The organism is Paraburkholderia bengalensis (genome assembly GCF_037126505.1).
GTDB classification, from domain to species: domain Bacteria; phylum Pseudomonadota; class Gammaproteobacteria; order Burkholderiales; family Burkholderiaceae; genus Paraburkholderia; species Paraburkholderia bengalensis.
In genome coordinates this window covers 14,099-37,104 of the sequence record NZ_JACFYJ010000062.1, presented here as the reverse complement: position 1 = coordinate 37,104, position 23,006 = coordinate 14,099, and the positions used below count along the sequence as shown (strand labels likewise).

19 protein-coding genes are annotated in these 23,006 nt (G+C 63.5%); 7 read left to right on the top strand and 12 right to left on the bottom strand.

All coding sequences use genetic code 11. The features are described 5' to 3' along the window. Positions 1 to 150 precede the first annotated feature (150 nt). Entirely contained in the window at positions 151 to 1,236 is a 1,086-nt protein-coding gene (locus tag H3V53_RS28805; protein ID WP_336600815.1) for a transporter, read from the bottom strand. 205 nt (positions 1,237 to 1,441) lie between these two features. Next, positions 1,442 to 2,185, bottom strand: coding sequence for an SDR family oxidoreductase (locus H3V53_RS28800; RefSeq protein WP_336600814.1), 744 nt, complete (start codon positions 2,183 to 2,185; stop codon positions 1,442 to 1,444). Positions 2,186 to 2,338: 153 nt separating this feature from the next. Between H3V53_RS28800 and H3V53_RS28795 the strand changes: the two genes are divergently transcribed. Further along, complete coding sequence (locus H3V53_RS28795) at positions 2,339 to 3,262, top strand: LysR family transcriptional regulator (RefSeq protein WP_336600813.1); 924 nt, start codon at positions 2,339 to 2,341, stop codon at positions 3,260 to 3,262. A 160-nt stretch (positions 3,263 to 3,422) separates the two neighbouring features. Next, positions 3,423 to 4,997, top strand: coding sequence for a methyl-accepting chemotaxis protein (locus H3V53_RS28790; protein ID WP_336600812.1), 1,575 nt, complete (start codon positions 3,423 to 3,425; stop codon positions 4,995 to 4,997). Between the two features lie 61 nt (positions 4,998 to 5,058). Here the strand turns inward: H3V53_RS28790 and H3V53_RS28785 are convergent, their stop codons facing one another. Further along, positions 5,059 to 5,772: a FadR/GntR family transcriptional regulator gene (locus tag H3V53_RS28785; protein ID WP_336600811.1), complete on the bottom strand. Its 714-nt coding sequence runs from the start codon at positions 5,770 to 5,772 to the stop codon at positions 5,059 to 5,061. A 156-nt stretch (positions 5,773 to 5,928) separates the two neighbouring features. On the opposite strand from H3V53_RS28785, the gene H3V53_RS28780 reads away from it, so the two are divergent. From H3V53_RS28780 to H3V53_RS28765, 4 genes are all read left to right on the top strand, one after another. Continuing rightward, entirely contained in the window at positions 5,929 to 6,723 is a 795-nt protein-coding gene (locus H3V53_RS28780; RefSeq protein WP_336600810.1) for a (Fe-S)-binding protein, read from the top strand. Next, positions 6,720 to 7,439, top strand: coding sequence for a LutC/YkgG family protein (locus H3V53_RS28775; protein ID WP_336600809.1), 720 nt, complete (start codon positions 6,720 to 6,722; stop codon positions 7,437 to 7,439). Before H3V53_RS28780 ends, H3V53_RS28775 begins: the two co-directional genes overlap by 4 nt. Then, positions 7,436 to 8,881 (top strand): LutB/LldF family L-lactate oxidation iron-sulfur protein, encoded by a 1,446-nt coding sequence (locus H3V53_RS28770; RefSeq protein WP_336600808.1) that lies wholly within the window; start codon positions 7,436 to 7,438, stop codon positions 8,879 to 8,881. The genes H3V53_RS28775 and H3V53_RS28770 overlap by 4 nt, the downstream gene beginning before the upstream one ends. A gap of 150 nt (positions 8,882 to 9,031) precedes the next feature. Continuing rightward, a complete protein-coding gene (locus tag H3V53_RS28765) occupies positions 9,032 to 10,777 on the top strand; it encodes a lactate permease LctP family transporter (RefSeq protein WP_336600807.1) in 1,746 nt (581 codons plus the stop codon). A gap of 54 nt (positions 10,778 to 10,831) precedes the next feature. On the opposite strand, the gene H3V53_RS28760 is transcribed toward H3V53_RS28765, so the two are convergent. Beyond that, positions 10,832 to 11,710 carry a LysR substrate-binding domain-containing protein gene (locus H3V53_RS28760; RefSeq protein WP_336600806.1) on the bottom strand — a complete coding sequence of 293 codons (879 nt, stop codon included), beginning with the start codon at positions 11,708 to 11,710 and terminating at the stop codon, positions 10,832 to 10,834. Positions 11,711 to 11,812: 102 nt separating this feature from the next. Between H3V53_RS28760 and H3V53_RS28755 the strand changes: the two genes are divergently transcribed. Then, positions 11,813 to 12,751 carry a DMT family transporter gene (locus H3V53_RS28755; protein ID WP_336600805.1) on the top strand — a complete coding sequence of 313 codons (939 nt, stop codon included), beginning with the start codon at positions 11,813 to 11,815 and terminating at the stop codon, positions 12,749 to 12,751. A gap of 3 nt (positions 12,752 to 12,754) precedes the next feature. On the opposite strand, the gene H3V53_RS28750 is transcribed toward H3V53_RS28755, so the two are convergent. From H3V53_RS28750 to H3V53_RS28715, 8 genes are all read right to left on the bottom strand, one after another. Next, complete coding sequence (locus H3V53_RS28750; RefSeq protein ID WP_336600804.1) at positions 12,755 to 13,438, bottom strand: Fe2+-dependent dioxygenase; 684 nt, start codon at positions 13,436 to 13,438, stop codon at positions 12,755 to 12,757. A 100-nt stretch (positions 13,439 to 13,538) separates the two neighbouring features. Beyond that, a complete protein-coding gene (locus H3V53_RS28745) occupies positions 13,539 to 15,776 on the bottom strand; it encodes a TonB-dependent receptor (protein WP_336600803.1) in 2,238 nt (745 codons plus the stop codon). A 346-nt stretch (positions 15,777 to 16,122) separates the two neighbouring features. After that, positions 16,123 to 17,865, bottom strand: coding sequence for an extracellular solute-binding protein (locus tag H3V53_RS28740; RefSeq protein WP_054925635.1), 1,743 nt, complete (start codon positions 17,863 to 17,865; stop codon positions 16,123 to 16,125). Between the two features lie 86 nt (positions 17,866 to 17,951). Then, complete coding sequence (locus H3V53_RS28735; protein ID WP_054925633.1) at positions 17,952 to 18,233, bottom strand: DUF2160 family membrane protein; 282 nt, start codon at positions 18,231 to 18,233, stop codon at positions 17,952 to 17,954. Next, positions 18,233 to 19,045 carry an ABC transporter permease subunit gene (locus H3V53_RS28730; RefSeq protein ID WP_054925631.1) on the bottom strand — a complete coding sequence of 271 codons (813 nt, stop codon included), beginning with the start codon at positions 19,043 to 19,045 and terminating at the stop codon, positions 18,233 to 18,235. Before H3V53_RS28730 ends, H3V53_RS28735 begins: the two co-directional genes overlap by 1 nt. Beyond that, entirely contained in the window at positions 19,038 to 19,931 is an 894-nt protein-coding gene (locus tag H3V53_RS28725) for a carbohydrate ABC transporter permease (RefSeq protein WP_336600802.1), read from the bottom strand. Before H3V53_RS28725 ends, H3V53_RS28730 begins: the two co-directional genes overlap by 8 nt. Beyond that, on the bottom strand, positions 19,928 to 21,037 hold the full coding sequence (locus H3V53_RS28720; RefSeq protein WP_336600801.1) for an ABC transporter ATP-binding protein: 1,110 nt from the start codon (positions 21,035 to 21,037) through the stop codon (positions 19,928 to 19,930). The genes H3V53_RS28725 and H3V53_RS28720 overlap by 4 nt, the downstream gene beginning before the upstream one ends. Next, positions 21,024 to 22,136 carry an ABC transporter ATP-binding protein gene (locus H3V53_RS28715; RefSeq protein ID WP_336600800.1) on the bottom strand — a complete coding sequence of 371 codons (1,113 nt, stop codon included), beginning with the start codon at positions 22,134 to 22,136 and terminating at the stop codon, positions 21,024 to 21,026. The genes H3V53_RS28720 and H3V53_RS28715 overlap by 14 nt, the downstream gene beginning before the upstream one ends. Positions 22,137 to 23,006: the final 870 nt, after the last annotated feature.

The following is a 23,006-nucleotide window of genomic DNA, read 5'->3' as shown; positions in this document are numbered from 1 at the left end:
GCGCGATGCCGCTCGAACGGCTCATGGATTCTACGCTCGGACCACGCAAGCCCCGTGTCGAGGGGACGCCTTACGTTCGCGCCGTTCGCCACGTACACATCACCGCCACCCGGCCTCACGGACACGCGCCGCGAGCTTCCGCGAGGCGATTCAGCGCGTCGGGCGCCTGCGCAACGCCCACCAGCCCGCGAGCGCGGTAAAGCTGACGACGAGCAGCACCATCACCCAGAAGCCGTGCTTGTTCTCCGCGAGCGGCACGCCGCCGACGTTCATGCCGAACAGGCCCGCAATGATGTTGATGGGCAGCGCGAGCACCGTGACGATGGTCAGCGTGAACAGCGTGCGGTTGGTCTGCTCGTTCAGCCGCGCGGCGATTTCTTCCTGCAGCAGCTTGATGCGCTCCGCGAGACCCGACAGGTCGCCGAGCACCAGCGAGAACTCTTCCGTCGAATCGCGCAGGCTCTGCACATCGGCGGGCAACAGCCACGCCGGCGGGCGCACCAGCAGACGGAAGATCGAGCCCGGCTCCGGCGCCAGAAGCCGCTGCAGACGCACCAGCACGCGCCGCATCGCGCCGAGATCGCGATTGCTTTGATACACGCGCTGCGACAGGAAATGATCTTCGACACGGTCCACTTCGATGCTCGTCCGGCGCACGATTTCGACGAGCAGATCGGCCTGGTCGCGCAGCAGATGGACCAGCAGCTCGGCCGCCGTGTCGAAGCTCTCGCCGTCGCGCACCGACGCGCGCAGCCGGTCGACGGAACGCAGCTGCTTCAGTCGCGCCGTCACCATGATCCGCTTGTGCGTGTAGACCCACAGCGTGGCGATTTCGGAAGGCGTCTGCTCGAAGTCGTACATCACGTCGTTGACGACGGCGAGCAGCGCGCCGTGTTGATGCTCGATGCGCGTGGAGTGCGAGCCTTCGCGCAGGCCCTCGAAGAAGGCCTCGGGCAGATCGAGATGCGTGCGCATCCAGCGCTCGCTCGAGACATGCGCGAGATTGAAGTGAAGCCACAGGAACTCGCCCGGATTCGCGTTCGACGCCTTCGTCTGATCGGGCTGGCCCATTCCGGGCTGGGCCAGCCCGCTATGCGCCAGCCCGCTATGGGCCAGCCATTGCGCGGCTTCGTCGGTATCGACGGCAACGCCGGGCTGGTCGGGTGCAAAACGGAAGCCGCAAACGAGGCCGGAGCGGTCGGCCCCATACGTGGTGGGCGCCAGGTGCAGAGTCATGTGCGTTTCGAGGTGAATTCCACGAAAGCGCCATTCTGACATGAGCGTGCGGCAGGAGCGTTACGTGACAGCCGCTTGACGCTGATTTGACGCCCGCTTGATTGACGCCTGCCTGACAGGCGTTGGACAGATCCGGCTCGCAGCCTGGGCCGCGAGCGCCGTCATCGGGCCGCCCGCACGCTGGCGGACGGCCTCGCGCGGGCGCTCAGGCGTTGAAGCCGCCGTCGATCGTCAGGCTCGCGCCCGTCACGAAACCCGCTTCCGGGCTCGCCACATAGGCGACCATGCCCGCCACTTCTTCGGGCGTCGCGTGACGCTGGATCGCCATCAACGCATGCAGCGATGTGGCGAATTCGCTGTTTTCGGGGTTCATGTCGGTATTGGTCGGACCAGGCTGCACGTTGTTGACAGTGATGCCCTTCGGACCCAGATCGCGCGCGAGACCTTGCACGAGACCTTGCAGCGCCGACTTGCTCATCGCGTAAGCCGCGCCGCCCGCGAACGGAATGCGCTCGGCGTTGCAGCTGCCGATGTTGATGATCCGGCCGCCCTCGCCCATGTGCGAGATCACCGCCTTCGACGCGACGAACACGGCGCGCACGTTCACCTGCACGGTCGCGTCGAAGTCGTCGAGCGTGAACACGTCGAGCGTGCCCAGGCGCAGCACGCCCGCGTTGTTGACGAGGATGTCGATCTTGCCTAGCTGGCGGGCCGTCTCGTTGATCGCGTTGGTGAGCGACGCGGCATCGGCCACGTCCGCCTTCACGGCGACGGCGCGGCCGCCCGCCTTTTCGATGCTCGCGACCAGCTCGTTCGCCGACGCCGCCGAACTGTGATAGGTGAAAGCGACCGTCGCGCCGTCGTTCGCGAGCCGCCGCACGACTGCCGCGCCGATGCCGCGCGCGCCACCCGTGACGAAAGCAACCTTGCCTTGCAGATTCGTGTTCATGCTGTGCTCCAGATGAGTTGTGGTGATCGGTGAAGAGAGTATGGCGAGCGGATTAGGGTGCCGGTAGTATCGACTCACGACTAACAGTTTCAACCGCAGGTATAAAGCGAGCCACACTGACCCACGCAGGCTAGCAGGTACGCACAAACAAAGATGGAAGCCCTCAATCTGATCGAATCGTTCATCCACACGGCCGAAACAGGCAGCTTTTCGGCGGCGGCGCGGCGCCTCGGCCTGACGCCCGCCGCCGTCAGCAAGAACGTTGCGCGGCTCGAGGCACAGCTCGGCGTGCGGCTCTTTCACCGCAGCACCCGCAAGCTGACCATGACGCCCGGCGGCGAGCAGTTATGGGCCGACGCGGGCGGCCCGTTCGCCAGCCTGCAGGACGCGTTCGCGCGCGCCGCCGGCCATGGCGGCGCACCGTCGGGCGTGCTGAAGGTGGGCATGGCCGTTGCGTTCGGACGCGAATATCTCGTGCCGCTGCTCGGCGACTTTCTGCAGCGCTACCCCGACATCGTGCCCGACTGGCACTTCGACAACCGCGCCGCCGATCTGATCGCGGGCGGCTTCGATGCGGCAATCGGCGGCGGCATCGAACTGACGCAAGGCGTGATCGCGCGCGAGCTGGCGCGGCCCTGCACGATCGTCGCGGCGTCGCCGGCCTATATGGCGCGACGGCGGCTGCCCGCGCATCCGTCCGATCTCGCCGAACTCGATGGCATCGTGCGCCGCTCCAGCAACACGGGGCGCATCCGCGCGTGGACGCTGCGCAACCAGATCGGCGAGGAGGCGCTCGCCGAATGCCGCACGCGCATGATCTTCGACGACCCCGAAGCGATGGCGCACGCCGCGATGCAAGGTCTCGGCATCGCGTTCCTGCCCACGCCGCACGCCGCGCCCTGGCTCGAAAACGGCCGGTTGATGCGGCTTCTGCCCGGATGGCATGCCGAACTCAGCCCGCTCACGCTGTACTACCCGAACCGCAAGCTGCTGCCCGCGAAGACACGCGTGTTCATCGATTTCATCGTCGGCGCGTTCCGCGACGGCCGGCTCGCCGCGCGTTTCGACGCCCGCTGAAGCGCGTCGTGCCCGTCGCAGTGCTTTCTACGTGTAAGCGCTAACAGGGTTTCCCTCTAGCAAGACGCCGCCGCATCGGTCGATATATCAGGTGGAGAGACATGCGCGCTGAATCAGGCGCACCCACATTCCTATATCGCCCAATCAGAGAGGCGTTCGCATGGTGAAGCTGAGTTTTTCCCAGAAGCTGTGGCTGCCGCTCGTCATCAGCCTGATCGCGTTGCTGCTGGTGTCGGTGTCGGCGGCGTATCTGTCGCGCGAAACGCGCATCGAGGAACGCAAGAACGATCTTGTGAACGTCGCGCATGTCGGGTTGTCGCTGGTGCAGGAATATGCGGCGCTCGCGCAGAGCGGCAAGCTGAGCGAAGCGGACGCGCGCAAGGAGGCGCTCGCGCGGCTGCGCGACATCCGCTACGGCGAGGACGGCTACTTTCTCGTGATCGACTCGACGCCGCGCATGGTCATGCATCCGATCAAGCCCGCGACGAACGGCAAGGATCTCGCCGGCACCGCCGACGCCGACGGCCGCCACCATTACGTGAGCTTCGCGAAGGTCGCGCAGTCGCCCGAAGGCGGCTTCGTCGACTATGTGTTTCCGCATTCGAAAGCGGCTTCGGCATCGGGCCCCGCCGAGGCCGTCGGCAAGATCGGCTACGTCGTGCGCTTCGCGCCGTGGGACTGGATCATCGCGACAGGCGCGTATGTCGACGACATCGATGCCGCCTTCATGCGCTCGCTGTATCTGATCGGCGCCGTGTTCATCGCGATTGCCGTGCTGCTCGCCACGCTCGTCGCGCTGACCAACCGCAGCATCCTGCGCACGATCGGCGGTGATCCCGGCTATGCCGCCGACGTCGCGAACGCAATTGCCGTCGGCGACCTGACGGTGTCGATCGACACGCGGCGCGACGACGAACGCAGTCTGCTGCGCGAAATGCGCCGCATGCGCGACACGCTGACGGACACGGTCCGCTCCATCAAGCACGCCGCCGATCACGTCGCGACGGGCGCGAACGAAATCGCCAGCGGCAACGCCGATCTGTCGTCGCGCACCGAAAATCAGGCGGCGTCGCTGCAGGAAACGGCGGCCAGCATGGAGCAGATGACGTCGATGGTGCGGCAGACCGCCGAGAACGCGCGCACTGCGAGCGAGCTCGCCGCGAACGCCGAGCAGATTGCGAACCAGGGCAGCACGATGGTCGACGAGGCCGTCGCAACGATGCGCGACATCTCGACGGAATCGCGCAAGATGGTCGAGGTGATCGCCGTCATCGAAAGCATCGCGTTCCAGACCAACATCCTCGCGCTCAATGCCGCCGTCGAAGCGGCTCGCGCGGGCGAACAGGGACGCGGCTTCGCCGTCGTCGCGGGCGAAGTGCGCACGCTCGCGCATCGCAGCGCCGGCGCGGCGAAGGAAGTGCGGCAACTGATCAGCCGCGCAGTGGATCAGGTCGGCAGCGGCGCGGGACTGGTCGAGCGTACGGGCACGACGATCCAGCAGGCGCGCGATGCGATTGCGAGCGTCACGGGCGTGATGCAGGAAATCGCCGCCGCGGCCGCCGAGCAGAGCGCGGGCATCGATCAGGTGAATCTCGCCGTCACGCAGATGGACAGCCTCACGCAGGAAAACGCGGCGCTCGTCGAGCAGGCGGCGGCCGCCGCGCATTCGCTGACCGAGCAGGCCGGCCGGCTGAAAACTTCCGTCGACGCGTTCCAGGTGGCCGACGCCGCCTAGCGCCGTACCGTCGGCATCGCGCGGCTCTGGTTGGACCAATCGGCCGCGCGATCTCTACCGCTCAGAGCTTTCCTTCATCGACGTGAATGCGCACGTAATCGATGTGCGTGTGCATGGCCGTGCGCGCTTCTTCGGGACGCCGCGTGCAGATGGCGTCGCACACCGCGCGGTGCTGGATCAGCAGCTGATCGGCGCGGTCGCGGCCGAGCTGGCGCAGATCGGTGCCGCTGATCGTGATGTGCTCGCGCAGCATGCCGAGAATACTCGTGTGCAAATGGAGGAACATCGTGTTGTGCGACGCGAGCGCGATCGCTTCGTGCAACTGCGTATCGGCGGCGGCTTCGCTGACCTTGTCGTCGCACGCGTGCGAGCGTTCGAGTTCGCGCATCAGTGAACGGATGCGCGCGATATCCGCCCGGTTCGCGCGCATGGCCGCGAAATAGGCCGTCGCGCCTTCCAGCACGCGGCGGAATTCGATGATGTCGTCGCGCAGCGCGGGATGATCGGCGACAAGCTGCCCCCACGGCGACGCAATGCCCGCGCGCAGCTGGTCGGTCGCGAATACGCCAGCGCCGCGCCGGCTTTGCAGCAGGCCGCGCGCGGCAAGCCGCTGGATCGCCTCGCGCACCGTGTTGCGCGATACGCCGTACTGTTCGGCAAGGGTGCGCTCCGCGGGCAGCCTTGAACCCGGCGGCCATGTGCCGTCGAGCAACGCCGTTTCCATCCCGCGCATCACGCGCTCTACCGTGCCCCGCTGCAGCGTTCCCGTTGCCATGCGCTTTCTCCTTCGTTGCTCATTTTCTCGTCACTGGTCCAACCAATTTGAATTGTCGCGCACATTTGGCAATCATGCGTCAACGATTCAAGCGATCCGCGCCACCGCATGTCCCTCGATGCGGCCCGACAAAGCGGACGCATACTGGAGCGAGATATGAAGGAAAGGCACTACCCGGCGGCCCCGCGCGACGTCTATCTGTTCGCGACCTGCCTCGTCGATCTGTTCGTGCCCGAGGCCGGGCTCGATGCCGTCAGGCTGCTGGAACGCGAAGGCCTCGTCGTGCACTTTCCTCGTGAGCAAAGCTGCTGCGGCCAGCCCGCGTACAGCAGCGGCAACCCCGAACAGGCCCGCGACGTCGCGCGCGCCCAACTCGATCTGTTCTCCGAGCCTTGGCCCGTCATCGTGCCTTCGGGCTCGTGCGCGGGCATGATGCGCCACCACTGGCCGCGCCTGTTCGCCGATGATCCGGCGACCGCGGCCAAGGCCCAGGAGCTCGGCGAACGCGTCTATGAACTGAGCGAATTTCTGCTGCGCGTGCTGCACATCGAATTGCCGGACACGGCCGACGCACCCGCCGAATGCGTCGTGCTGCACACGTCCTGCGCGGCGCGCCGCGAAATGGGCACGCGCGTGCACGGCGTCGAACTCGTCGATGCGTTGCCCGGCGTCACGCGCATCGAGCACGAGCGTGAATCGGAATGCTGCGGATTTGGCGGCACCTTTTCGCTCAAGCATCCCGACATCTCCGGCGCGATGGTGCGCGACAAGGTCGGGTCGGCATGCGCGACGGGCTGCGAGCGCATCGTGTCCGCCGACTGCGGCTGTCTGCTGAACATCGGACACGCGGCGCGTCATCAGGGCGCGCCCGTGCAGGTTGAACACATCGCGAGCTTCCTGTGGCGGCGCACGCAACGCGCCGACGCACAAGGCAACGGAGACAAGGCATGAACGCGCGCGAACGCATGCTCGGGCGCTTGCGCGCCGCCGCGCCCGCCCAGATTGCTGAAGATCGGCTGCAGCAGCTCGATCAACGCATCGACATGCATTACGACAGCCGCCGCCCTGCGCGCCCTGAAGCGGCGGCACTCGTCGAATCGATGCAGGCTGCGCTGGTCGCGTCGCATGCCGAAGTGTTTCGCGCGACGGAGCGCACGTGGCCCACATTGATCGCACAACGCCTGCTCAGTGCCAACGTGAAGCGCATGCTGCTCGATACATCGCGCGCGGAAGGCGCGGCGTTGCAACAGGCGCTGCCCTCCTCCATCGCGACACGCACCTACGATCAGCCGATCGAAAGCTGGAAAGCCGAACTGTTCGACACGATCGACGCGGGCTTCACGGTCGCACGCTCGGGCATCGCGTCCACGGGTACGCTGGTTCTTGCGCCCGATGCCGGCTCGCCGCGCACGATGTCGCTGGTGCCGCCGCTGCATATCGCGCTCGTCTACGCGCATGCGCTGCATGCGGACCTGCACGCCGCGATGCGCGCCGAGCAATGGCAGGCGGGCATGCCGACGAACCTCGTGATGATCTCGGGCCCGTCGAAAACATCCGATATTCAGCAGACGCTCGCTTACGGCGCGCATGGTCCGCGCGAACTGTGGGTCGTGATCGTCGAACATCAGGCCGATACGGCTATCGGCACGCACGGAGACGCCGCATGAACGCCACCCCGATGCACTTCGTGCCCGCGCAGGACTTCAAGGCGCGCGCCCGCGCGGCGCTGGACGACCCGAAGCTGCGCAGCAGCTTTCGCGGCGCAATGGACTTTCTGCAAACCAAACGCCGCGCGCAGTTTCCCGACGACGACGAACTGCAGCATCTGCGCGATCTGGGCGAAGCGATACGGCAGCATGCGTTATCGCGCTTACCCGACCTGCTCGTGCGGCTCGAAGAGAAGCTCACGGCGCGCGGCGTTCACGTGCACTGGGCCGAAACAGCCGTCGATGCCACCGCGATCATTCACGGCATCGCGCAATCGCACGATGCGAAGCGCGTGATCAAGGGCAAGTCGATGGCGAGCGAGGAGATCGAGCTCAATCACTACCTCGAAGCGCGCGGCATCGATTGCATCGAATCGGATATGGGCGAGTACATCGTGCAGCTCGCGCACGAAAAGCCGTCGCATATCGTGATGCCCGCCATTCACAAAACCAGGGCCGATATCGCCGAACTGTTCGAACAGCACATTCCCGACACGCGCTATACGGAAGACGTCGACGAGCTGATCCAGACGGGACGCCGCGCGTTGCGCCGCGCTTTCGTCGATGCCGACATCGGGCTGTCCGGCGTGAACTTCGCCGCCGCCGATACGGGCACGCTGTGGCTCGTCGAAAACGAAGGCAATGGCCGCCTGTCGACGACCGTGCCCGACGTGCACATCGCGATCATGGGCATGGAGAAAGTGGTCGAGAAGCTGTCGCATATCGTGCCCCTTTCCAGCCTGCTGACGCGCTCCGCGACCGGGCAGGCGATCACCACGTACTTCAACCTGATTACGGGCCCGCGGCGCGAAGGCGAACGCGACGGTCCGCGCGAGATGCATGTCGTGCTGCTCGACAACGGCCGCACGCAAGCGTATGCCGACGAGCAATTGCGCGCGACGCTGCAATGCATCCGCTGCGGTGCGTGCATGAATCACTGCCCCGTGTACACGCGCATCGGCGGGCATGCGTACGGCACCACCTATCCCGGCCCGATCGGCAAGATCATTTCGCCGCATCTGCTCGGCCTCGAAGAAACCGCCGATCTGCCGACGGCATCGAGCCTGTGCGGCGCATGCGGCGAAGTCTGTCCCGTGCGCATTCCGATTCCCGAGTTGCTCGTGCGGCTGCGCACGGAAGCGAATCGTGATCCGGATGAAGTGGTCGCGCATCCGTTGCGCGGCCAGGGCGCGACATTCAGCCGCGAAGAACAGTTCGTGTGGCGCTTCTGGAGCGGCGCGTTTGCGCATCCGCGCGCGTACCGGATGCTGCGCTGGGCCGCAACGCGGCTGCGCGCGTTCGCTCCGAAGAACCAGATGGGCTGGACACGTCATCGCGAGCCGCTCAAGCCCGCGCCGCGCAGCCTGCACGACCTGATGCGCGAGCGCGGCCAGCCCGAATAGCGCTGCAAGCCCGCGCTGCACAGCCAGCCCAGACAACGCGGCTTTTTCGCTTCACCTCCTTTGCGTGCATCGCCCCGACGGACGATGCACCGGGAGCGGCTGCGCGCCGTCGAACAATATTCATTGACCGCATCTTTGGAGGAGACCGATATGCACCCGTGGTATCAGACCTATCTGCCCCTCGGCAGCCTATGGCTATCCGCCCTCGCGGCCAGCCTTCCCATCATCTTTTTCTTCGTCGCGCTGGCCGCGCTGCGCCTGAAAGGCCATGTCGCGGCGGCGGGCACGTTGCTGCTGTCGCTGGCCGTTGCGATCTTCGCGTACGGCATGCCCGCGCCGCAGGCGTTCGCGGCTGCGGGCTTCGGCTTTACCTACGGCATATGGCCGATCGCATGGATCATCGTCACGGCCGTGTTCCTCTACAAGCTCGTCGTCAAGACGGGACAGTTCGACATCATCCGCGCATCGGTGCTCGCGCTGACGGACGACCAGCGGCTGCAACTGCTGCTGATCGGCTTCTCGTTCGGCGCCTTTCTCGAAGGCGCGGCGGGCTTCGGCGCGCCGGTCGCCATCACGGCGGCGCTGCTGGTCGGGCTCGGCTTCGATCCCCTCAAAGCAGCGGGCCTGTGCCTGATCGCGAACACCGCGCCCGTCGCGTTCGGCGCAATGGGCATCCCCATCATCGTCGCGGGCCAGGTCACGGGCATCGATCCGTTTCTGATCGGCGCAACGGCAGGCCGTCAATTGCCGCTGCTCTCGCTCGCGGTGCCGTTCTGGCTCGTGTTCATGATGGACGGCAAGCGCGGCGTCAAGGAGACGTGGCCGGCCGCGCTCGTGGCGGGCGGCAGCTTCGCCATCACGCAGTACTTCACGTCGAATCACATCGGGCCTGAACTGCCGGACATCACGTCGGCGCTCGTCAGTCTCGTCGCGCTCGCGTCGTTCCTGAAGGTGTGGCAGCCGCGCCGCGCGCGCGACACGGCACGCGGCACCGTGAGCGGGGGCGCGCTTGCGCTGACGGGATTCGGTGCTGCAGGCGGCGGGTTTGGCGGATCGAACGGCGAATCAAATGGTGGATTGAATGGCGTGGCAGGCGCGAGCCGTCGCGCGTCACCGTACACGCTTGCGCAGACCGTGCGCGCGTGGGCGCCGTTCGGCATCCTGACCGCGGTCGTCACGGTCTGGAGCCTGCAGCCGTTCAAGGCCCTGTTCGCGGCGAAGGGCGCGCTGGCGTGGAGCATCATCAAGTTCAAGGTGCCCGCCCTCGATCAACTCGTGATGAAAACCGCGCCCATTGTCGCGACGCCCAAAGCGTACGAAGCGGTGCTCAAGATCGACTTGCTTTCCGCCGTCGGCACGGCGATCCTGCTGACGGCATTGATCTCGATGGTGCTGCTGCGCGTGAAGCCGCGTGACGCGCTCGCGACGTTCGGCGAGACGCTGATGGAACTGCGCCGTCCTGTGCTGTCGATCGGGTTGGTGCTGTCGTTTGCATTCGTTGCGAACTACTCGGGCATGTCGTCGACGCTCGCGCTGCTGCTCGCCGGCACGGGCGCTGCGTTCCCGTTCTTCTCGCCCGTACTCGGCTGGCTCGGCGTGTTCCTGACGGGCTCGGATACGTCGTCAAATGCACTCTTCTGCTCGCTGCAGCATACGACGGCGCATCAGATCGGCGTATCGGACACGCTGCTGGTGGCCGCCAATACGACGGGCGGCGTGACGGGCAAGATGATCTCGCCGCAGTCGATCGCCGTTGCGTGCGCGGCGACGGGCCTCGTCGGGCGCGAGTCGGAACTGTTCCGCTTCACCGTGCGGCACAGTCTGCTGTTCGCGCTGATCGTCGGATTGATCACGCTGTTGCAGGCGTACGTGCTGCCGGGCATGTTGCCGGGCTGATCGTCCACGTTCGCAGGTAGTCGGACAACGCCCGCTTTCATGCGGGCGTTGTGCTTAGGGCTCGCCGATGAACCACGCCTTCAGCGTCGCCGCGCCCGGCTTGAGGTCCGCCGACTTCGGATGCACGAGGTAATACGCGGTTTTCAGCGGCAACGCCAGATCGAACGGATCGATCAGCGAGTTCGCCGCGCGCTCCGCTTGCGTGAGCACCGCGCTCGTCAGCACGACGCCTTGTCCGCGCACGGCGGACTCGATGGCCATCAGCGACTGATCGAAATAAATTCCCGCGATCCCGTCGATCTGACGCGCGGACAGCTTGCCGAACTTTTTCAGCCACACCGCCCAGTGCGGATGCAGCGTGTTGTGCAGCAACGTGGCGCGCTGCAGATCCTCGGGCAGCTTGAGTTTCAGCCGCTTTGCGTACGATGGGCTGCAATAGACTCGCGCCTCGTCGGCAAACAGCAATTGCACGTCGAGTGCCGGCGCGACGCCGTCGAAGTAGCGCACGGCCAGATCGATCGACTGCAACTCGAAGTCGATCAACGCCGTTGTGGTGTTCAGTTCCAATGCGACGTCTGGATGCCCGATCAGGAAGTCCGTCATGCGCGGCGCAAACCATTTGGCCGCGAAGCTCGGCGGCATCGACACGCGTACGCCTTTGCCCTGATTCTCCCGCACGCGACGGCTGGCATGAACGATCTGCGCGAGCGCGGGCTGGATTTGCGCGTAGTAGGCGCGCGCATCGTCCGTCGGCACGATCTGCCGCACCAGCCGGGAAAACAGCACGACGCCGAGCCATGCCTCGAGCTTCCGGATCTGCTGACCGACCGCGCCCGGCGTCACATTCAACTCGGTGGCAGCTAGAGAAAAACTACTCGAACGCATCGCGGCTTCGAACGCAACGAGTGCTTTTAACGGTGGCATGCCTGACATAGGATAGTTTTTCTGCGCTATCGACGAGAACAAATGGTTTGTACCGCATCTGCGGCGCCCGCACAATCGGCTCCATCGTCCCTGCATTCGATGGTGCCTGTCATGAACCCCGCTTATCTCGCGTTCGCGCTGCTCGGCCTGATCTGGGGCAGCAATTTTCTTTTCATGAAATGGGCCAGCGCGCTGATTTCGCCCGCTCAAATCGTGTTCCTGCGCGTGCTGTTCGGCTTTTTGCCCGTGCTCGTCTATGCGCTCGCGACGAAGGCGCTCGCCTGGAAACAGTTGCGCCACGCGCCGCACTTCATCGTGATGTCGCTGCTCGCGACGAGTGTCTATTACTACGCGTTCGCCAAAGGCGCGTCGCTGTTGCTGTCGAGCGTCGCGGGCATGCTGAGCGGCGCGATACCGCTGTTCTCGTTCGTCTGCGCGTGGGCGTTGTTGCGCGCCGAACGTCCGACGGCACGGATGACAGGCGGTGTGCTGTGCGGCTTTATCGGCGTATTGCTGATTGCGCGTCCGTGGAGCGGCGCGGTCGCGAGCGTCGATCTGCGCGGCGTCGCGTATATGGCAGCGGGTTCGCTGAGCGTGGGCTGTTCATTCGTCTACGCGCGGCGCTTTCTGTCGATGCTCGACATGTCGCCTGTCGCGCTCTCAACATGGCAGATCGGCTTCGCGCTATTGACGATTGGCTGCGTGACGCCGTTCGGCGGCATCGCGCACATCGCGCACGACGCGCGTGCGGCAATCGGCATCGTGCTTGGACTGGGGCTGCTCGGCACAGGCGTTGCCTACATCCTGTACTACCAGATCGTGCAGCGGCTCGGCGCGCTGGCGGCGTCGAGCGTGACGTATATTCCGCCCGTGGTCGCGCTGGGGATCGGGGTGCTGTTTGCGCACGAACCGGTCCGTGCCCTCGATATGATCGCGATGGTGTGCATTCTTGGCGGCGTGTTCCTGCTGCAAAGCGGGCGCAGAACAGACAATCTGCACAAGCCGCACGAGTCCGCCGTCAATGCGCCGGCGGCACGGCGCACAGCATAGCGATCAGGTATCGCTCCACAGGCGCAGCAGGTTGTGGTAACAGCCCACCAGCGTGCGGCGCGCCGCATCGTCAGCATTCGATGCATTGAGCCGCTGGATGGCGCCGTCGAGATCGAATAGCATCGCGCGCTGCGTGTCGTCGCGCACGAGGCTCTGCGCCCAGAAGAAGCTCGACACGCGCGCGCCGCGCGTCACGGCGCGCACCTGATGCAGGCTCGTGCCCGGATACACGATGGCATGTCCGGCAGGCAGCTTCACTTCCTGCACGCCGAACGTATCTTCGATCAGCAGTTCGCCGCCGTCGTATTCGTTGGGCGGCGTGAGAAACAGCGTGATCGAAATATCGGTTCGCACGCGTACGCCGCTGACGGGCACGAGACGGATCGCACCGTCGACGTGACTGCCGAAATGCATCCCGCCTTCGTATCGGTTGAACAACGGCGGATACACCTTGTTCGGCAGCGCAGCGCTGATGAACAGCGGATGGCGCTCGAGCGACGCGATGATCCGGTCGCCCATTTCCAGCGCGATGGGCGAGCCCTCCGCGATCTGCTGGTTGCGCTTGACGGGCGCGCCCTGATAGCCCGCCGTCGCGCGGCCGTCGACCCATGCGTCGCTGGCTTCGAGCTGCGCGCGCATGTCGGCGGCTTCGGCGGGACTCAGTACATCCGGAATCGAGACAATCATTGTTCAACGTTCCTGCATAACGGTGCGACGCCGCGCGCTTCGCATGAACGGCTTCATGCCGAAAAGCGCGCGCCGTTCCGTGGACTATCGCCTGATGCGATCAGAAGAAGCGATAGTTTAACGTCGCAATGAAGGTACGGCCGTAACCCGGCACCGCGCGTCCGCCGTCGGACGGAATCAGCGCGTCGTAGTAGTTCTTGTCCGTCAGGTTCCATACGTTGAACTGGATGTCGTAGCGCTTTGCGTGATACGCCGCCATGGCATCCCAGCGCGTGTAGCCGCCGACCTGCACGAGGTTGTTGTTCGCCGCATAGCGCGACGACACATAGCTCGGGCCGCCGCCGATTTCCCAATGCGGCGTGAACGCATACGTGGACCACAACGTCAGCGTGTTGCGCGGCGTGTTCGCGGGCACCTTGCCTTGCGTGCCGTCGAATGCCTGCAGGATTTCGCCGTCCATATACGTGTAGCCGCCGAACACCTGCCACTTGTTCGTGATACGACCGGCAAGACCCATCTGGTAGCCGCGCACACGGACGTTGCCGTCGAGCGTATAGGTGCCGTCCGCATTCAGCGTGCGCGCATTCGTCTTCTCGATGTTGAACAGCGACTGCGTGACGGACAGACCGCCACCGAGCAGATCCCACTTCGAGCCGACTTCATACGACCTGTTGTGCTCGGGCGGCAGATTCTGCTGGCCGTTCGTCAACGTCAGCGCTTCGAGCGACGGATCGAACGACGTGCCGTACGACACATAGTACGACTGCCAGTCGGACGGCTGCCAGATGATGCCGCCGCGCACGCTGGTGAAGTAATTCGTCTGCGTCGCATAGCCCGGCTGGTTGATCGAGTTATGGATCGACGCTTCGTAGCGGTCCCAGCGCACGCCGCCCACCACCTTCCAGTGTTCGCCGATCGACACCGTATCGTTCGCATAGATGCCCACGCCATTGGCGCTCGACTCGGCGAGATTGGTCGCGACTTCCCGCACGTTTGCGGGACGCGTCGTGTAGGCGGGATTGAGCAGCGGCACCACTGCGAGCGTATTGGACGGCAAGCCCGGCGTTGTCGCGCTGAAGCTCTGGTTGCTATAGGTTTCGTGGCTCAGGTCGACGCCCGCGAGCACGTCGTGCTTGATGGGCCCCGTGTTGAACTTCCACTCGACATCGGTCGTGTTATAGACCGAGTGGTCGTTAATGTTGCGGTCCTTGCCTTGCAGCTTCACGAACAGCTTCGACGGATCGATTGTCGTGAAGTTGCCGTTCGACAATGCCGGCGACGTCGCGAGCGGTCCCGTCAGCACCGACGCCGCATTCGTCGCGCGCGCTTGCGTGCTGTAGTGGCTGAACTGCGTCTGGTTGCGCAGGGTCACGTCGTCGTTGAAACGGTGCTTGATGCGCGCGCTGAACGTCTGCACGTCCTGAATCGTGCGGTCGTCGGTGAAGCCGTAGAAGGTACCGCGATTCACGGGCGCGGGATGGCCGTTTAGCGGCGGAATGCCGTAGTCCGGCTGATCGCGGTTGTGCTGGATCAGCGCCGACAGCGTGATTTCCGTCGGCGTGCCGATGCCGAATTTCACTTCGGGCGCGACGCCGTAGTCCTTGTTCTTCATCACGTCGCGCGACGAGCCCAGGCTCTGGCCGAACGCGTTGATGCGAAACGCGGAGGTGTCGGTGATCGGCGCGTCGAGGTCGACCGTCGTGCGGTAACGGTCGTGCGTGCCCGCCTGCACGGAAACATCGGCGCGCTTTTTCAGCGACGGCTCCTTGCTGACCTGGTTGATCACGCCGCCCGTCGAACCGCGTCCGAAGTACAGCGACGAAGGACCGTACAGGACGTCGATCGATTCGAGATTGAACGTGTCGCGATAGTACTGGCCGCGATCGCGAAAACCGTCGAGATAGATGTCGGTGCGCGCCGAGAAGCCGCGCAGGTTGATGTTATTGCCGATCTGCCCGCCTTCCGCCCCGCCGATCGTGATGCCCGGCACATTGCGCAGCGCGTCGGTGAACGAACTCACGGCCTGCGATTGCAGCACGGCCTTCGGCACGACGGTGACCGCCTGCGGAATGTCGCGCAGCGCGGTCGGGACTTTCGCACCGACAGTCGACGTTTCCGGCTGGAAGTCGGCGGAATTGTCAGCGGCGCCCGTCACCTTGACGGCGGGCAGTGTGGCATTCTCGGTGGGCTGGCTGGCGGCGGGCTGGCTGGCGGGAGGCGTGGACGATGCGGCTTGTGCAATCTGTGCTGCTGGTGCGGCAGCCGTCGTCGTTTGAGCGTAGAGCGGCGTCGCAAAGACGGCCATGACGGCCGCTGCGAGTGGCGTAGTTCGATGCATCGCGATTCCCTGTCGTTGTGACTGATCTTCTTCTTGGCGCAACGGGCGGTGCCGCCCGTCCGGTTCGCGTGTGCGCGAACCGCCCCGCCGGGCGGAAACATCTTCCGGCCCATCTAAATGCGAATCGATATCATTACATGAACGGTAATGGTTCGCAATAATGTGGGGAGCACGGTGTGGTCATTCCGCGTCAGCCGTGGTCGGAATCGCGAGTTTTCCGGCCGCCACTGGAATCATGCGCGCACGGCGCTGCTTCAACGCTTTGCCGAATCGAAGCGGACCGTCAACAAAAAAAGGGCGATGTCTTTCGACACCGCCCGTCTGAACCTTCACGCCACTCTTTGCCTTAGCGGACCTTCCCGGCCTTCCACGCAGCCAGCAACTGATCATATTTGACCGTCTCGCCCTTCGGCTTTTCGTTGGCGAGTTTCTTCCACGGCGCATGCTGATCGGACAGCCACTTGGCCGGATCGCTTTCCGCATTCAGCTCCGGCGCGCACACTTTCATGCCGGCGCGTTGCAGGCGGCCCAGCACCTGGTCCATCTCTTTGGCCAGGTTGTCCATCGCGGCTTGCGGCGTCTTCTCACCTGCAGCCGCCGTCGCGACGTTCTTCCACCACAGCTGCGCCATCTTCGGATAGTCGGGCACGTTGTTGCCCGTCGGCGTCCACGCGACACGCGCCGGGCTGCGATAGAACTCGATCAAGCCGCCGTACTTGTCTGCGTTCTTCGTGAAGTAATCGCTATGAATGTCGGAATCGCGAATAAACGTGAGACCCACGATCGACTTCTTCAACGACACCGACTTCGACGTCACGAATTGCGCGTAAAGCCATGCGGCTGCGCGCTGATTCGCGGGCGTCGACTTGAAGAAAGTCCATGAGCCGACGTCCTGATAGCCGTTTTGCATGCCGTCCTTCCAGTATGGGCCATGCGGTGACGGCGCCATGCGCCACTTCGGTGTGCCGTCCGGGTTCGTGACGCTACCAGGTTTGAGCATCGACGCCGTGAACGCGGTGTACCAGAAGATCTGCTGCGCGATCTTGCCTTGCGCGGGAACCGGGCCCGCCTCGCTGAACGTCATGCCGGACGCTTCAGGCGGTGCATATTTCTTCAGCCAGTCGACGTATTTGGTCGTCGCGTAAACCGCGGCCGGGCTGTTGGTGCCGCCGCCGCGCGACACGGAAGCGCCCACGGGATGACAACCGTCCGGCGTCACGCGAATGCCCCACTCGTCGACGGGCATGCCGTTTGGAATGCCTTTGTCTGCTTCGCCCGCCATCGAGAGCCACGCGTCGGTGAAGCGCCATCCCAGCGACGGGTCTTTCTTGCCGTAGTCCATATGGCCGAAGACTTTTTCACCATCGATCGTCTTGACCTCGTTCGTGAAGAAGTCGGCGATATCTTCATACGCGGACCAGTTCACCGGCACGCCGAGATCGTAGCCGTACTTGGCCTTGAACTTGTCCTGCAGATCCTTGCGCGCGAACCAGTCGGCACGGAACCAGTAGAGGTTCGCGAATTGCTGGTCGGGCAGCTGATAGAGCTTTTTATCCGGCGCAGTCGTAAAGCTCGTGCCGATAAAGTCTTTGATGTCGAGGCCCGGATTCGTGTATTCCTTGCCTTCGCCCGCCATGTAATCCGAGAGCGGCATGATCACGCCGTAGCGATAGTGCGTGCCGATAAGGTCGGAATCGGAAATCCAGCCGTCGTAAATGCTTTGTCCCGACTGCATCGACGTTTGCAGTTTTTCGACGACGTCGCCTTCCTGAATGATGTCGTGCTTGACCTGAATGCCCGTAATTTCAGTGAATGCTTTGGCAAGCGTCTTCGATTCATACATGTGTGTGTCGATCGTTTCCGACACCACATGAATTTCCTTGACGCCTTGCGATTTGAGCTTCGCAGAAGTATCGATGAACCATTTCATTTCATCCATCTGCTGCTGTTTGGTCAGCGTGCTCGGCTGAAATTCGCTATCGACCCATTTCTGCGCTTCGGGCACGCCCGCAAGCGCGGCGTGACTCGCAAAAGCCCCCGCGACCACTCCTGCTACGGCGAGCGCGACGATCCGTCTCCTCTGTTGCATGGTCTTCTCCTGTGTCTCCACACCCCTTTTGGATCATCTGCCGATTGCCGCCCGGGGCATCAACGGAACCGGTTTGTTCTTAAGCGTTAGCCTTTCCACATGATCGCGAGCAGCACCACGACCGATGCCGCAAAGCCGGGCCATGCGCTCGCGCCTTCGCCGCTGACGGCGATCCACGCCAGATTTACGTAGGCAGCCGTCAACAGGCCGATAAAGAGCCGGTCGCCGCGCGTCGTTGCAATGGGCAGAAATCCTTTGCGCTCGATGGTCGGCATGCGCATTTCCCATACGGTCATGCCCGCCAGCATGACGGCTACACAGCCAAAGAAGATGGCTACTTCGGGTGTCCAGTACATCCACGTGAACATCACACTCTCCCCATCGCAAAGCCTTTGGCGATGTAGTTGCGCACGAAATAGATCACGAGTGCGCCCGGAATGATCGTCAGGACGCCCGCTGCGGACAGCACGCCCCAATCCATGCCCGCCGCCGACACGGTGCGCGTCATCACAGCCGCGATCGGCTTGGCATTGACGGTGGTGAGCGTGCGCGCGAGCAGCAGTTCGACCCAGCTGAACATGAAGCAAAAGAACGCCGTCACGCCGACGCCCGACTTGATCAATGGAAGAAAAATCTTGATGAAGAAGGTCGGAAACGAATAACCGTCGATATAGGCGGTCTCGTCGATTTCACGCGATACGCCCGACATGAAGCCTTCGAGAATCCACACGGCGAGCGGCACGTTGAACAGCATGTGCGCGAGTGCCACGGCAACGTAGGTGTCCATCAGCCCGACACTCGAATAGAGCTGGAAGAACGGCAACAGGAACACGGCGGGCGGCGTCATTCGATTGGTGAGCAGCCAGAAGAACATATGCTTGTCACCGAGAAAGCGATAGCGGGAAAACGCATACGCAGCCGGCAATGCGACCAGCACCGACATCACCGTATTCATCAGCACGTAGACGATCGAATTAATGTAGCCCCAGTACCACGACGGATCGGTGAAGATGACTTTGTAGTTGTCGAACGTGACGTGCTGCGGCCATGTGGCGAATGCCGACATGGTTTCCTCATTCGTACGCAGCGAGATCGACAGCATCCAGTACAGCGGGAGCAGCGCAAACGCGATATAGACGATCAATACGAGCGCGCGCGTCCAGCGGCGGTTATCACGCATTGTCTTCTCCCGTCGTGGCAGGACCGCCCTTGCCGACTCGCTCCATCCAGTTGTAGAGAATGAAGCAGAGCAGCAGGATGATCAGGAAGTAGATCAACGAGAAAGCGGCCGCAGGTCCGAGATCGAATTGACCCACGGCCTTTTGCGTCAGGTACTGGCTAAGGAATGTCGTGGAGTCGCCGGGACCGCCGCCGGTGAGCACGAACGGTTCCGTATAGATCATGAAGCTGTCCATGAAGCGCAACAGCACGGCGATCATCAGTACGCCGCGCATCTTGGGCAGCTCGATATGGCGAAATACGGCAAAGCGGCTCGCGCCATCGATTTCCGCAGCCTGGTAGAACGCATCGGGAATCGCGCGCAAGCCTGCGTAGCAGAGCAATGCGACGAGTGGCGTCCAGTGCCAGATGTCCATCACGAGCACGGTCACCCACGCATCGGTGGGGCTCGCCGTGTAGTTGTATTCCACGCCGATCCGATTGAGCGCATAACCGAGCAGACCGATGTCGGGCCGGCCGAAGATCTGCCAGATCGTGCCGACCACGTTCCATGGAATCAGCAGCGGCATCGCAAGCACGACGAGGGCAGCCGATGCGCGCCATCCCGATGCGGGCATCGCGAGTGCGAGTCCGACGCCGAGCGGGATTTCGAACAGCAGCACGCAGGCCGAAAAGATGATCTGCCTGCCCAGCGCGCCGCGCAGATCCGGATCGGTCATGATGTTGCGAAACCATTCGGTGCCGACGAACACATGCTGCGTCGGGCTGATGATGTCCTGCACCGAATAGTTGACGACCGTCATCAACGGCAGAATCGCTGAAAACGCAACGCAGATGAATACAGGCACGACGAGTAGCCACGCCTTCTGGTTGAGCGGCTTGTTCATCGCGCGCCTCCCGCGGCTCGCACCGCAATGCGTTCGTCATTGCTGAAATAAACGGTTTCGGGCGCGGCGACGCGCAACCACACGGGGCCATCCACGACGCGCAAGTTCGTCTCCATCTTCGCGTTGAACACGTGGCCTTCGCAGCTCGCCGTGACGAGCTGGTAGTTGCCGAGTTGCTGCGCGCGCGTGACTTCTGCCCTCACGGCGCCCGCTTCGCCGTCATTGGCAAGCCGCACGAACTCGGGCCGGATTCCGAGCGTGAGATCGCCGTTCGTATTCTTGAGCGTCGCGAGCGTCGCGGAGTCGACGGCAATGCGCTGCGCACCGAGCTTGATGCCGTCGCCGTCGAGACTCACGGGGCACAGATTCATGCCGGGACTGCCGATGAAATAGCCGACAAACGCGTGATCGGGCCTGAGGAATAGCGCTTCGGGACCGCCCTTTTGCACCACGCGCCCATTCGTCATCACCACCACTTCGTCGGCGAAAGTCAGTGCTTCGACCTGGTCGTGCGTCACGTAGATCAGCGTGAGTTTCAATTGCTGATGGATCTTCTTCAACTGACGCCGCAGCATCCACTTCATATGCGGATCGATGACGGTCAAGGGTTCGTCGAACAGGATCGCCGCGACGTCCTTGCGCACGAGCCCACGGCCGAGTGAAATCTTCTGCTTCGCATCCGCCGACAGATTGCTCGCCTTGCGCGGCAATTCGCGCGCCATGTCGAGAATGTCGGCGACTTCATGCACGCGCGTGCGCACTTCCGCTGCGGGGAGTCCGCGATTGCGCAGCGGAAACGCCAGGTTGTCGAACACGCTCATCGTGTCGTAGATCACGGGGAACTGAAACACCTGGGCAATGTTGCGTTCGCGCGCGCCTTTCGTCGTGACGTCGTGCCCGTTGAACAGAACCTTGCCTTCCGACGGTTTGATCAAGCCCGAGACGATGTTCAGCAGCGTCGATTTCCCGCAGCCCGAAGGACCGAGCAGCGCATACGCGCCGCCGTCTTCCCAAACCATGCTCATCGGTTGCAGCGCGTAATCGTCCAGCGACGCGGGATTCGGGCCATACGCATGCCCCAGATTCTGAAACTCAATGCGCGCCATATGCCACCTCCTGCACCTTCGGACGCGCGACAAGGTTCGAGTCCGCGCCGAACACGAACAGTTCATCGGGATCGACATAGACATCGAGCTGCGTGCCAAGCTCGATCTGATGCACACCTTGCAACTGCGCGACGAGATCGATGCCGCCGTGGCGCGTGTGCAGGTGCAGGTAGGTCTCGGAGCCGCTCAGCTCGGCGAGTTCGAGCAGGCAAGGCACGGCGATCGAATGCGCGTTGCGCGGCGCGAGCCGCAAGTGGCCGGGCCGTATGCCGATGCGGCAAGTGCCCGCGCCGACAGCGTCAGCCGCCGCGCGGCGCACGGGCACGTCGAAACCGATAGGCAGACGCGCGTCGCCGTTTTCAAGCAGTTCGCTCGTCAGCATGTTCATCGGCGGATCATTGAAGACGGCAGCCACGTCGACGTTGGCGGGCGCGTTGTAGACGTCGAGCGTCGGGCCGAACTGCAGCAGGCGGCCCTTGTCGACCACGGCCGTGTAGCCGCCAAGCAGCAGCGCTTCGAGCGGCTCCGTGGTCGCGTAGACCACAGTGGTCTTGCCGTCGGAAAAGAGTGTCGTGAGTTCGGCGCGCAGTTCTTCGCGCAGCTTGTAGTCGAGGTTCACGAGCGGCTCGTCGAGCAGCACCAGCGACGTGCGTTTGACGAGCGCCCGCGCCAGCGCGCAGCGCTGCTGCTGGCCGCCCGACAGTTCGCCGGGCCGCCGCTCGAGCAGATGATCGATATGCAGCTTCGCAGCGACTTCGTGCACGCGGCGGCGGATTTCCCCGGCGTCCGTCTTTTGCAGCCTGAGCGGCGATGCGATGTTCTCGAACACCGTCATCGCGGGATAGTTGATGAACTGCTGATAAACCATCGCGAGGTTGCGCTGACGCACACTCACGCCCGTCACATCCTGGCCGTCGACGATCACGCGGCCGGTAGTCGGCCTGTCGAGTCCTGCCATGACGCGCATCAACGTGGTCTTGCCTGCCTGGGTCGGACCCAGCAACACATTGATCGCCCCCGGGACGAGACGCAGATCGACGCCGTACAGATGCGTCATCCCGCCCGAAACGACGGTGACCCGCTCCAGTTCCAAGACCAAATTGCTCTCCTTGTTCGATGCTTCTGATGCAGCTCCGCTTTCTTTTGCTTGTTGTTCGTTCGACCGCGGCTTCGATGCGAAGGCGCACGCCGGGTTACGGCTACAGCAGTGATTCGACTACGCGTTCGCAATCGCCGGACTGCGCAACGCGCGGTCCGGTTCGCATACGAGAGGCAGGGCAAGGGATGGCGCCGCGCGAGCGCCGGGAATCTGTCGTCGATCCATTGTCCCGATTGTTTTTTATTCGCGTACTTCAAAAACGGGCCCACCGGCCAATGTTCAAATATGAAATCAAAACAACAGCAACAATGTTCTCTTTTGTTCGTTTACGTTTAAATCGGGGTTAACCATACAAACGATAAACATTCATCATCTACGGCACTTACGAACAGTAGAACAATCCATTACGCATTCGCGCTCATTTGCTTACATGGAGAAAGTAGGCGGTCAGCGTAACAGAAGAAAACCACCGCGCAGTCACGGCGAAATCATCGATCGGCGGCGGCATGCACGCGTCTTCTGACACTCGCTCCAGGCGATGCGCGATCGCGCTCGCCCGCGAGTGACGGGGCACCTGGCAACGCGCAGCGCTAGCGCATGCGAGGCGCGTACCAGTGATGCATCCGCGTCGCCGCTCACGCTTCGCACGCGAGCGCAATTCACGAAGTACTCCATTCCCGGCATCGTTCGAAAAACACCCTGTTTCATGGGCCTGTTTCGCGCCGATGTCCGTTTTTTGAAGGCGATGTCGATGCGCAGTCACGCGTACGGGTATACGTTAATTTGTGCGCGCCGGTCAGCCCCGTTTACTGAATGAAAGCCAGGTCGTCCGAACTACTTTGATCAGACATGATCGAGGGGTCCGGACGT